This is a genomic window from Lentibacillus sediminis, assembly GCF_002763455.1.
Lineage (GTDB): Bacteria > Bacillota > Bacilli > Bacillales > Amphibacillaceae > Lentibacillus_D > Lentibacillus_D sediminis_A.
On sequence record NZ_NIXK01000008.1, the window covers coordinates 114,474 to 126,545 of the forward strand.

A 12,072-nucleotide genomic window follows, 5' to 3' on the forward strand; every position below is an offset into this window, starting at 1 on the left:
TTATAATTATGATTTGTATTCGCTGTTTACCTCATGTATAAGTTTTTGAAAGTCTTCAATGTTTTCTATGTCTTCATTCTCCCTATTCACGTTAGAAGTGTTTAGTTGCTCAAGTATCTGTTTGTTTTCAAATATTACTTTAGCCATTTTTTTGGTCTTCACTGAAGCTGTTATAAAGTTTATTGAGATCTGAGTTATATTCTTCCCCTTCAATAGAAACAACAAATGTATTGTTGTCTTTTTGTTTGGCTTCATATATTTCACCTGTCAGACCTTGCAATTGAATTTCCATATTTAAAACCTCCTTGTATATTATAGCGGACTTTATAACACATTTAATACAAGCGAAATGCCAATAGCATAAAAAAAACTGCAGAGAAATCAATCCCCTGCAGCCTTTCATATTTCCTTATAACTTACGCATTAACTGCTTGCTCTTCTCTCACTGTTTTCAACGCACGGCTCCAGGCAATTACCTGATCCAGCATGGTGTTTGCATTAGATGCATGGTAATCAGCCGGCTTGAACACAGAGAAATTTTCAAAATCTGTCATTAGCGAGAACGTCACAGCAGTCTGCACATCAGCTACTTGCAATTCACCGAAGATCAAACGCATATTTTCATGTGCACGGGTTCCGCCAAGGCTGCCATAGCCAACCAGCCCTGCTGCTTTATTCGCAACTTCAGGTTTTAAGTGATCCGTCGCATTCTTCAGCGCTGCGCCTACGGAATGATTGTATTCCGGTGTAACAAAAACATAGCCGTCAAATGATGCCATTTTCTCTGACCAGTTTTTAGCAGCTGTTTCTGCTGTTTGTACTTGCTCTGCCGGCACCTTCGCACCCAATAAAGGCAGCGGATAATCGGCAAGATCGACAATCTCATATTCTACATCGGCATCGCCGCGTTTTTGTGCGAAATCATACATCCAATTCGTTACAGCTTCTGCATTGCGCCCTTCGCGGACACTTCCTAAGACAATCCCTATTTTCAACATCGTGTTCCCTCCTGGTGTTTTTCACTGAATCTATTATCTTTAATTCAGTATTTGTTTATGCAACGATGTAATAATAGCACCTCACAAATCGGCTTGCAATGTTTATGCTCATTTTATATTACTTGGTTACAAATAGTAATTTATTCTAGAAAAAATGCTGATGCGCTACTGTCTCACATCAGCTTTTTCCTCCGTTTAGCTCAAGAACATAATATACAACACGAAGATCACAAACAGTCCGTACATAATCGGGTGGATCTCCTTTGCTCTCCCTTTTACCAGCATGGTGATTGGGTAAAAGATAAACCCGATGGCAATTCCTGTGGCAATACTGTACGTCAGCGGCATCGCAAGGATCGTCAAAAATGCCGGGACCGCAATTTCAAATTGATCCCACTCGATGTTTTTCAAAGCGGAACACATCATGACGCCGACAATAATCAATGCCGGGGCTGTTACTTGCGCTGTCACCACAGATAATAATGGAGAGAAAAACAGTGCCAGCAGGAAGAACCCTGCCGCTACAACAGCCGTGAAACCGCTTCGGCCGCCAACACCGACACCAGCGGTAGATTCGATATAAGAGGTGGTAGTTGAAGTACCTGCAACCGCACCGACCACTGTAGCAGTGGAATCTGCAAACAAAGCTTTTCCTGCGCGCGGCAATTTATTGTTTTTCACCAGCCCTGCCTGTGTAGCAACAGCGACCAGGGTTCCAGCCGTGTCAAAGAAATCAACAAATAAAAAGGTCAAAATCACAACAAGCATTTCAATCGTAAAAATTTCCCCAAAATGCGCGAACGCCTGACCGAAAGTCGGTGCTAGGCTCGGAACCTCTCCGACAATGCCGCCGATCCCTGCTGGAGGTTCAATCAGGCCAACCAGCATACCGGCAACCGCAGTAATGATCATTCCGTAAAAAATTCCCGCCTTAAGACCCATAGTCAGCAGTACAACAGAAACCACCAATCCAAATAAGGCGAGCAAGACTGTTGGGGAGGTCATATCACCAAGCGCCAGCAGTGTATCTGGATTTCCTACCACGATACCTGCACTCTGCAGTCCAATAAAGGCGATATAAAGGCCAATCCCCGCACCAACTGCCAGTTTCAGATTACCCGGGATCGCATTAATAATTAATTCCCGAAGGCCGGTTAAGGTTAAAATAATAAATATAATTCCAGATACCAGCACGCCTGCCAATGCAGTTTCCCAGGGAATGCCATAGCCTAGGACCACGGTATAGGCGAAAAAGGCGTTAAGCCCCATTCCAGGTGCGAGAACAATTGGATATTTGGCAATTACCCCCATGAATAAGGAACCAACCGCTGCAGCAAGAGCAGTTGCTGTAAATACCGCCCCCTGGTCGATTCGCGTTACCCCTTCCGGCAGCTCCTCAACCGAGACAAGCGCAAGGGTTGCCGGGTTCACAAACAGGATATACGCCATCGCGAGGAATGTTGTCAACCCTGCTAAAAATTCGGTTCTGTAGTTTGTTCCCAGTTCTTCAAAGTTAAAATATTTCTTCATACCGCTTCCCCTTATCTTTTGGTTTTTTAAATAAATGCAAAAAACGCCCTGGCCGGAACCAGAGCGCTACCTTTACGAGACAAGAAAAAGCAAAAACGAAGAAACGGGCATCTATACGGACTTGTTCCCCGTTTTATCTGCTAATTCAGCCTGCGTAGTCAGACCATTTACGGCGGTCTGGTAGAAACTCTGGGCCATATTCCCGAAATTATACGCAAAAATATGAAGTTCTAAGTTTATCATACTATGATTGGTGAAAAAGTTCAACAAAAACGAACGATAAAAAGTTATTTTTATTTATTGTCCGTTTTTAATAGATATTAAGATCAATATTTATTAAACAGGAGCCTTGCAGTAACCTTAGCTTACAATTGCAGGGAGTGGCTGGACCCCTGCCTATTTTGGGATATTCTTATAGGCCAACTTCATAATAATATCCTTATGCTGCGGATATTTGTGTAAAAGATTGTCCTGTGTAAACAATTCAAAGTCCTTAAAGTCAAAACCTGGAGAAACCATACACCCAACTAAAGAGCATGTATCTTTCTCTGTAACTGACGAGCCAAAGATTGAATTTTTACGAACTAAAGCTTGAGGAACTTCTCCTTTTTCCAGATTACTCCCTAATTTCATTTCATGATATTGCCCATCTTCATTGATGACATGAATGGTTAAAGGACTTCCGCCGTGATAATACCATAATTCATCAGATTTTAAGCGATGAAAGTGGGATACATCATTAGACGTTAACAGGAAGTAAATACTCGAATAAAGTTTTCGCTGGCCGTCAAAATTCACATTTAATTCTCTGTCAGAAATCCGTTCTTCAGATTCAAATGTTTCTTTGTAATATCCCCCTTCTGGATGCGGAATTAGCCCAAGTTTTGATACCCAGTATTGTAATTCATTTATTTTCATGGTGAAATTCTTCCGCCCTTCCGTGGATAAAGTTAAGTCATTACTCCCACTCGATCGTAGCTGGCGGTTTGCTGGTGATATCATACACCACGCGGTTCACATGGGGCACATCGTTAACGATCTTTGTCGAGATTGTTTCCAGAACTTCCCACGGAATCCACGCCCAGTCAGAGGTCATGCCATCGATGGAAGTCACCGCCCGGATGCCGATCGTGTAATCATACGTGCGGGCATCCCCCATGACACCGACACTTTTAAAGTCAGGCAGCACGGTAAAGTATTGCCAAATATCCCGGTCAAGCCCTGCAGCAGCAATTTCTTCACGAAGGATCGCGTCCGATTCCCGAACGATCTCGAGTTTCGCATCCGTTACTTCCCCAAGCACCCGAATCGCCAGCCCCGGTCCCGGAAAAGGCTGCCGCCACACAATGCGCTCAGGCATACCCAGCTGTATTCCCAGTTCGCGGACCTCGTCTTTAAACAAGGTGTTCAGTGGCTCGATCAGATCAAACTGCATATTTTCCGGCAGACCGCCGACATTATGATGCGACTTAATTGTTTGTGCCGTTTCCGTACCGCTCTCAATAATGTCTGTATACAGCGTACCCTGTGCCAGAAAGTCAATCCCTTGCAGCTTGCTTGCTTCATCATCAAATACATAAATGAATTCATTGCCGATGATTTTTCGTTTTTTCTCCGGATCATCTACTCCTTCCAATTTGGAAAGAAAACGGTCCTTGGCATCAACTTTAATAATATTCATCTGAAAATCCTCGGCAAATACGTCCATCACGTCATCTGCTTCATTTTTGCGCAGCAGCCCGTGATCCACGAAGATACAGGTGAGCTGATTTCCGATTGCCTTGTGGATCAGAGCGGCTACGACGGAGGAGTCCACCCCGCCGCTTAAAGCACAAAGTACCTTGCGTTCGCCGACTTGTTCGCGGATCTTTTCCACTTCCAGTTCAATAAAGTTTTCAATCGTCCAGTCACCGGTGCAGTTGCACACCTCAAACACAAACTGTTTGAGTAAATGGTTGCCATATTCAGAATGGCGCACCTCTGGATGAAATTGGACACCGTAGAGCTGCTTCGCCGGATTGCTCATTGCGGCAATCGGCGTCGACGGACTGGTGGCATCCACTTGAAAAGAAGGCGGTGTTTCCATCACTTTATCACCATGGCTCATCCATACCGTATGGGTGCTTGGCGCGTCATGGAACAGCACCGGCTGATCATTTACGTCAATCAGCGCCTTCCCATATTCCCGGTTTTTCGCTTTTTCCACTTTGCCGCCATAATGCAGCGCCATCAGCTGCATGCCGTAGCAGATGCCAAGAACCGGGATATCCAAATCAAAAATAGCCTCATCACAGCGGAAGCTATTTGCATCATATACACTGTGCGGACCCCCGGACAGAATAATGCCTGCCGGATTCATTTGTTTAATTTCTTCTGCTGTCAGCTTATGGCTGTGCAGTTCGCTGTACACACCGAATTCGCGGATGCGCCGGGTGATCAGCTGATTATATTGACTGCCAAAATCCAGAACAAGTATCATTTCGTTTGTTTCCATGCTTCCACCTCTATTTTTGGGTTTGTCACTTGAGTATATCGTCTTGGGCTTAGGGAGATATTCGCGCGATTTGAAGTGTGGGCCGCGCGATTTGGTGTGGAGCTTGCGCGACTTCAGCGTGTGTTCGCACGATTTAATGTGGTTCTCGCTCGATTCTGGCCCACACTCGCTCGTTCTTGAGCATGACTCGCCCGACTTTAGATTATAGTCGCCCGATTCTGATGTGAACTCGCCCGATTTCGTTCTGCGCTCGCCCGATTCCAGCACAGCACCCCTCACTCACCCACATTCAACAAAAAAACCCGGACCCTTCCCTTCCCCAGCCGCATTCAAAAATCCATACAACTGAAAAAGGGCAGAATCCAGGCTAAACAATTACCGACCTGTAAACTTCTGCCCTTCATAGTCAGGGCATTTACGGTGCCCCGGTAGAGACTTTCGAACCTTATTATCGAGGATATACGAATGGCAAACCTATATTCTTCAAAATGAATAACCTTATTCTACTAACCTTAGCAAGGCTGGTCAACCCATTACCCGTTTAATTAAATCTTTCCATAATTGAGTTAGCTCGCTTGCTTGCTCGCTGTTCAATTCATCCCTGTAAAGAATGTGCTCAAAATGATTGGTCAGCCGTCCCATATTATCTGTGGCAAAGCGATCATCAATCCGCTTGGCATATTCCCTTAGTGTCTGATCGGGATCTTTTTTCAGTCCTTGATGTGCCAAGATTCGCATTAGGTGATGATAGGCATCCTGGTAAGTTTTGGCATCCGGCTTCGAGTTAAACCGTTTGGCCAGCAGATAAGCCTGCCAGCGAAACCTCGTTTTATACCCAACAAATCCAAGTAGCAGCACGACAGCCGTGATAATACTAATGTGAGTCCAATTCAACTCCAGATTAAAGCCGCCGGTCTGATTGTCTGCTGGAGCAGACGCCACTTCTTCTTCCGGTTCCTCTGTATCGGCTTCTGGCGGTTCTGGCGCTCGTTCCTCGGCTTCCAGAAGGTCGTCCTCATTCCAGTCCGAACTTTCTTCTATATCGGTATGAAAATCGGACAGGTTGGAAAATCCTTGAGTCGGCTCAAACGGGACCCAGCCTGTTTGCGGGAAATACACTTCCACCCAGGAGTGGGCATTGGCATTGGTTACCTGGTACACATCCGGTTCATCCCCTGTGCCGGTCACCATCACCTCTCCGCTGGTAAAGCCCTTGACCCATCTGGCTGGAATATCAAGCGTGCGCAGCATCACAACCATAGAAGAAGAGAAATTATCACAATAGCCCACTTTGGAATCAAACAAAAACTGGTCGACATAGTCCTCGTCCTCTTGAGGCACAGGGACATCGGTCGTCTGATAGGTGAACCCATTGCTCTGGCTGAAATAGTTTTCGATCGACTTTGCCATGTCATAACGGTTGTCATCCAACTCGGTTATTTCCTCGGCAAGTTCGCCGACCCGCTCCGGCAGTTCGTCAGGCAGCTGAGTAAACCGCTCCATGATCTCCTCGGGATCCTCGCCATTTTCCTCCCGCAAACTGTTTCGCTCATAGGATGGATGATCATAGCTGATAGAATAATTCGTCAGAACAGCTGGTTCGCCTTCTTGCTGAGTCTGAATCGCTTCCGCGTAATCATCCAGCAACAAATCCCCGCCGGCGCTGACTTGATCTACCCCATACGGATAAATCAACTTTTCAATCTCGGTATTTCCCTGAAAGGTGAGTGATGCCTCTAGTTCTTCTGTTTCTACCTGATCCGTGAACGTCTGCAGTGCAATCTCCCCGCCGTCTTGCAGTTCATAGTCCGGTTCTTCTGACATTTCCCAGCCTTTGCCGGTATACACATCTTTCGTTTCAATCCGCCAGTAATGCTCCTTTTCCACAGTGGCCTGGAACACCGGGGTATTATCCTGTACAAAGGAACCTCCGAGCTGGGAGTCATCTTCCCCGTAGCCCACTTTTTGCACGGTCCCTCCTCCTGCCGAGCCGCCGGCATTCTCCGCAGCACTTTGAATAAATGGCACAGGGTCCGGCCATTGCGGGTCAAATTTTGGCGCCGCAAATCCGAACAGGGAGGCTAACAGGACAATGGCCACCACCGGCAGCAGCCAGACACGCATCTGCCGCAGCCAGGAGAAATGGATCGATTCCTTGTCCAGTTCCTTCATTAAATTGGCAATCCCCAGAGCAAGAAAGGAGATAACAAACGTTCTTACTATCGCTACATCCCCGTCATAAACCGTGAATGTATCAAGAATAGCCAAATAGAAGAACGTAAGCAAAACGAATACAAAAATCTGCTTCATCATCACAAACCAGTAATGCAGCAGATAACTCATCAGCCAGATTAAAATTAAAAACAAGACACTGCGAAACATCGGTGTCAGATAATACCACTGCATGGAAAAAAGTGCATCCGCATTAAGTGCCATCTCCATAAGCAGTTCATCGAACCATGTGCCGCTCAGGAATCGCTCCGTGAAAAATAAAACGTTAACAAGAATCAGGAGTGCGCTCCCTTTCAATAAGAAACTGGCCCACCAAGGTATCTGCAAAAACGTAATTACAAAGCATAACACTGCAAACAAAATAAATACGGTAATACTGCTCGTATCCGTAATCTGTTCCAATGGATAAAGCCATTCCAAAAATAGAAAAAAACCGGCCATATACAAAATAGCGGAAAAGAACAGCGATGTTTTGTTTTGGTCTTTTTGCATGATATTCATCATATCCCGCCCACCTCCAGCGGATTTTTCATCAGTTGTTTTTCCGTCAGTACAGTGACCCGTACTCCTTCAAACCTTAACTGCTGCATCATCGCATGCTGCTTTTCCGTGATCATGCCCGCGGACTGGATAAAAACGATCGACACCCGCTTCGTTCGCTGCCTGAGCTTCTTGGCCGCCACCACCAGTTTCTCATCCAGATTGGTTGTAACTGCAATAACAATATTGCCGATGCCCAGTTTAAACATTTCTTCCTGCAAGCGGATGGCAAAAGGCTGGCCTCCAGACGGCTGAATCCGTGTCAAATGCTGCCTTACCCACTCCCGTTGCCCAGGACTGTGCTGCATCGGAGAATGAAAGATATCCTCACCGATTGTAACAAGTCCAACTTGTGTAAAGTTGCGGCGAATAGTCTCCATCAACGATATGGTAACTTCAATAGCAGCTTCAAAAGCAAGCCCGTTCATCTCTTTATACGGAACAGCATCCAAAACAAGCAGGATATTGCTGCTTTTCTCCTGCTCAAATTCCTTTGTCATCACTTCATTTTTTCTAGCGGTCTGTTTCCAGTCAATCCAGGTTACCTTGTCACCCGGCATGTATTCACGAATTCCAGTCGCCACATTCGTATTGGTCAAATTCAATGCCGAAGAAGCAACCGAACCCTGTTCATAGCTGCTGGAAACTTCCCCCATGCGCACCGGAAACTCATTAGGATAGGCAATCAGCTGATCATCCAGCTGAAAAACATGCTCTTTTTTGACAAAACCGAAGAAATCCCCTGTTTTTATCCGAACATACCGCAACTGGTGCTCCCCGCGGGGAATTTGCTCAATTCGATATGGCAGTTCGATCACACGGCGAAATGCAGGGAACACAACCTTTTTTATCTCCCTAAGGCGATACTGCCGCTCCGGTTCATTCATCCAGCGATATTTGTTCGAGCGGTCTTCCGCCTTTTTCAATGTGTCAGGAAAAATCTCTTCACAGATGCAGTAGTAAAGCGGAAAAGGAACACGGCGGCGGACCCGGATGGTTGCAGTCACACCATCTCCGGCGCGGACGACATGATGCGAGAGGAGCCGGGAGACCTCCCATTTGTGGATCGGGTAAAGCATAAGTCCGAAATGATAAAGAAAAATAGGCAGAAAACCGAAAAAGAGGAACCAGCTTGTAAAACCGCCCTGGAACATGGCAAATGAAAACAGTACGGCAAACAAGAAGAAAACCAGAGCAAAATTACCAACAGCACGCAGTTTTTCTTTCATCGGTTAAAATCCTTCCGAATCGGAATATGCGTGTTTTTCACAATCGACGCAACTACCTGTTCACTCTCCAAGCCGTCATATCTTGCCTCCGAGGTTAAAATAATACGGTGGGAAAGCACATAGGGAGCCAGGAATTTCACATCATCAGGCAGCACGTAGTCCCGCCCGCAAACATAGGCATATGCTTTTGCCGCCTGCATCAGAGCAATCGATCCCCTTGGACTGACACCAAGATAAATAGAAGAATTGGCGCGCGTATTGCTTACCAGATTGATAATGTAGTGCTGGACATTTTTATCAATATAGACTTTTTTCACTTCATCTTGTACATTACTCAACTCATCCCGGCTCATCACCGCAGCAATTGTATCAATCGGGTGGTTACGTGATGTCCGATCCAGCATTTCCAGCTCATCGGTAAATGATGGATAACCCATCTTCAGTTTAATAATAAAGCGGTCGAGCTGTGCTTCCGGCAGCGGGTAGGTCCCCTCATATTCGATCGGGTTTTGGGTTGCCATTACAAAGAAAGGTTTGCTGAGCGGGAGGGTTTTCCCATCAACGGTGACGCTCTTTTCTTCCATTCCTTCCAATAACGAGGATTGCGTCTTCGGTGAAGTCCGGTTAATTTCATCCGCCAGAATAATATTGCCAAGAATCGGGCCTGGACGAAACTCAAATTCCAGCTCTTTCGGGTTGTAAATCGAGATGCCAGTCACATCCGACGGCAACAAATCCGGTGTGAACTGGATCCGGCGAAAATCGCAATCCAGTGATTTGGCCAAAGTACGCACAAGCATGGTTTTGCCGACACCAGGAACGTCTTCCAAGAGCACATGCCCCTGCGCCAATAAAGCCACCAGACTGAGGGTTGCCACCTCTTCTTTGCCGATCATCACTTTATTTATATTCGATAAAACCTTTTCAATTTTTTCGTTATAAACGGTAACACCCTGCATTTTTTCGGCTCCTCTCCCGTGCCACATTTCTCGAGTATCTATCTAACTTTAATCATACTAAAAAAGGCTCATGAAGTAAAAGCGAATGATTGAATTTTTTGGAACTAGTTATGAGGAGGAATGAACTTTCAATAATTCGTTTTAAATATATGTACTTGTCTACTTGGTTGCGCAGGCCAAAATCTTCAGAGGAAAGCTGGGCTTATAGTTTTGTCAGGTGGGATAATACCAGTTATGTCACAAGTGGAGCTGAGGAACTGGACAAAAATCAGATTGGCGAGGAAATTGGCTCTGTTAAAACGTATTCAACGGATGATACAGGATACGATATGCTGGACCCGTATGAGGAGAATTTTTCCAATGAATTTCCTGTCGGGACTACCTACTATAAAATTAATGGGGTTGATACGAATGAAGCAATTGCCGTTGAAATTGGAGATGGAAGCTTTATCAAAGCAGTGAATTCGGAAATATGGATGGAAAATAATTCGTGAGTGCAAAATACTTGCCCCTATCAATAACATTCGATATAATTATAATGGCAAAAAGACAATCCTTAGCCGCAATTAAGAATTGTTGTTATTTTGCCGTCGGCGGGAGCGTGTGCTTCCGCCTTCTTTTATATGTATAAGCAAATAAAAACCCCCTTGAGCGAAAACTCAAGAGGGTCTTTTCAAATTCATTATGCTTTTACCCAATATGCTGCTTCATTACTGGAAGGGGATGGTGGGAGCGGCTCCCCTTGCTCCATGTCGATTGTCGTATTATCGTTACTTGCTGATCCACCATTCACCAGGCTGTCCACCTTGAATTTTCCATTTTCTGGTGCGTTTTCACCTGTTTTAAATTTGGTGTTTGCCATCGTTAATTCCTCCTTAGCCGCAATTAAGAATTGTTGTTATTGTTGTTACTTTGACGGGCACGTTCATTTCCGCCTTTTTGACCGATGTCCTGATAGAATTCTTTGTCATGACTGCGGGAAGTTGCCTTGCCGCCTTTTTGGCCAATGTCTTCATAGAAATCCTGGTCATGGGTGTCAGCTGTCGTTTCGCCGCCTTTTTGCCCGATGTCCTCGTAGAATTCTTTATCATGCGTGTCAGCGGTAGTTTCCCCGCCCTTTTGGCCAATGTCCTGATAGAATTCTTTGTCTTGATTTCGAGAAGTCGCTTTTCCGCCTTTTTGGCCGATCTCCTCATAGAATTCCTGATCGTGATTGCGTGCGGTTTTGTTACCGCCTTTTTGACCCGCTTCCTCCAGAGACATGTTGCGATTGTTGTTATTGTTCTTTGCCATTTGTGACATCTCCTTTCGAAAGAATTTGGTCTTATCCTTTACATAGTTTCTGTTTCCAAATGTTTCTTTTACTAAACCATTTTTTCCTTAAGAATTGTTATTGTTTTGCTGCTGGCGTTTTTTTCCGCCTTTTTGACCAATTTCTTCATAGAATTCCTGATCGTGGTTTCGGGATGTGGCTTTTCCACCCTTTTGCCCGATCTCTTCGTAGAATTCCTGATCATGATTTTTGGAAGTTGTTTGTCCGCCCTTTTGACCGATGTCCTCATAAAACTCCTGGTCATGGTTGCGTGCGGTTTGATTTCCGCCTTTTTGGCCTGCTTCTTCCACCGTCATCTTGTTGTTATTCCTGTTATTGTTCTTAGCCATTCAAACCATCTCCCTTCGTTTTATTTGGCGTTTATCATCGCCTATATTTATGAGATTCCACGGTCTATTTTGTTCTAAACGTGATAGTTATGATTTAATTGGTTTGAAAAGTTATGTAATATTAATTTGCGGATCCTGATTTTAAAGGGCTAAATATTACTGACAATGTATTTTCTCATGCCGAATCTGTGTTTATTTTTCCGGATGAATAAAAAAAGCCTGATCGCTCAGGCTTTACTTACAATAGTAAAAATTACTTTTCCTTGCCGTTCATCCGTTCAAATACTTTATTTACTAACTTTTCTTTCTCCGCTTTCTCCTTATCTTCCCGGTCAAAATCAAGCCGGTCCTGTTCAGACAGGTGAAAGTATTCCTCTTTCTTCTTCCGCTTGTCTTTTGTTAATGCCATACCCTCAAGCCTCCCTTTC

The 12,072-nt window shown here is 45.0% G+C and carries 12 protein-coding genes, 1 pseudogene and 2 riboswitches; of the genes and pseudogenes, 1 reads left to right on the top strand and 12 read right to left on the bottom strand.

From position 1 onward, the window contains the following. Window positions 1–139 precede the first annotated feature (139 nt). The 8 genes from CEG13_RS18815 to CEG13_RS14150 form a co-directional block, all read right to left on the bottom strand. Window positions 140–292 carry a hypothetical protein gene (locus tag CEG13_RS18815; RefSeq protein WP_158234702.1) on the bottom strand — a complete coding sequence of 51 codons (153 nt, stop codon included), beginning with the start codon at window positions 290–292 and terminating at the stop codon, window positions 140–142. Between the two features lie 124 nt (window positions 293–416). Then, complete coding sequence (locus CEG13_RS14120; protein ID WP_100012541.1) at window positions 417–998, bottom strand: NADPH-dependent FMN reductase; 582 nt, start codon at window positions 996–998, stop codon at window positions 417–419. 195 nt (window positions 999–1,193) lie between these two features. Further along, entirely contained in the window at window positions 1,194–2,528 is a 1,335-nt protein-coding gene (locus CEG13_RS14125) for an NCS2 family permease (RefSeq protein ID WP_100012542.1), read from the bottom strand. Between the two features lie 135 nt (window positions 2,529–2,663). Continuing rightward, window positions 2,664–2,764: riboswitch (purine riboswitch) on the bottom strand. A 160-nt stretch (window positions 2,765–2,924) separates the two neighbouring features. Next, entirely contained in the window at window positions 2,925–3,446 is a 522-nt protein-coding gene (locus tag CEG13_RS14130) for a cupin domain-containing protein (RefSeq protein ID WP_100012543.1), read from the bottom strand. Window positions 3,447–3,486: 40 nt separating this feature from the next. Continuing rightward, the gene (gene guaA, locus CEG13_RS14135; RefSeq protein WP_100012544.1) at window positions 3,487–5,022 is read right to left on the bottom strand and encodes a glutamine-hydrolyzing GMP synthase; all 1,536 of its coding nucleotides are present in this window, start codon (window positions 5,020–5,022) and stop codon (window positions 3,487–3,489) included. A gap of 383 nt (window positions 5,023–5,405) precedes the next feature. Then, window positions 5,406–5,507: riboswitch (purine riboswitch) on the bottom strand. A gap of 40 nt (window positions 5,508–5,547) precedes the next feature. Then, window positions 5,548–7,758, bottom strand: coding sequence for a transglutaminase TgpA family protein (locus CEG13_RS14140; protein WP_100012545.1), 2,211 nt, complete (start codon window positions 7,756–7,758; stop codon window positions 5,548–5,550). Then, window positions 7,755–9,023 carry a DUF58 domain-containing protein gene (locus CEG13_RS14145; RefSeq protein WP_100012546.1) on the bottom strand — a complete coding sequence of 423 codons (1,269 nt, stop codon included), beginning with the start codon at window positions 9,021–9,023 and terminating at the stop codon, window positions 7,755–7,757. Before CEG13_RS14145 ends, CEG13_RS14140 begins: the two co-directional genes overlap by 4 nt. Then, the gene (locus CEG13_RS14150; protein WP_100012547.1) at window positions 9,020–9,982 is read right to left on the bottom strand and encodes an AAA family ATPase; all 963 of its coding nucleotides are present in this window, start codon (window positions 9,980–9,982) and stop codon (window positions 9,020–9,022) included. Before CEG13_RS14150 ends, CEG13_RS14145 begins: the two co-directional genes overlap by 4 nt. A 110-nt stretch (window positions 9,983–10,092) precedes the next feature. Between CEG13_RS14150 and CEG13_RS14155 the strand changes: the two genes are divergently transcribed. Beyond that, window positions 10,093–10,476, top strand: a complete 384-nt coding sequence (locus CEG13_RS14155; RefSeq protein WP_204758494.1) for a hypothetical protein — start codon at window positions 10,093–10,095, stop codon at window positions 10,474–10,476. Between the two features lie 188 nt (window positions 10,477–10,664). On the opposite strand, the gene CEG13_RS14160 is transcribed toward CEG13_RS14155, so the two are convergent. From CEG13_RS14160 to CEG13_RS18820, 4 genes and pseudogenes are all read right to left on the bottom strand, one after another. After that, window positions 10,665–10,844: a YjzC family protein gene (locus tag CEG13_RS14160; protein ID WP_100012549.1), complete on the bottom strand. Its 180-nt coding sequence runs from the start codon at window positions 10,842–10,844 to the stop codon at window positions 10,665–10,667. A 23-nt stretch (window positions 10,845–10,867) separates the two neighbouring features. Beyond that, window positions 10,868–11,275: a KGG domain-containing protein gene (locus CEG13_RS14165; RefSeq protein WP_100012550.1), complete on the bottom strand. Its 408-nt coding sequence runs from the start codon at window positions 11,273–11,275 to the stop codon at window positions 10,868–10,870. Between the two features lie 99 nt (window positions 11,276–11,374). Next, window positions 11,375–11,644 (bottom strand): annotated as a pseudogene (locus CEG13_RS14170) (KGG domain-containing protein); the annotation flags it as partial. 253 nt (window positions 11,645–11,897) lie between these two features. After that, entirely contained in the window at window positions 11,898–12,053 is a 156-nt protein-coding gene (locus CEG13_RS18820) for a hypothetical protein (RefSeq protein WP_158234704.1), read from the bottom strand. Window positions 12,054–12,072: the final 19 nt, after the last annotated feature.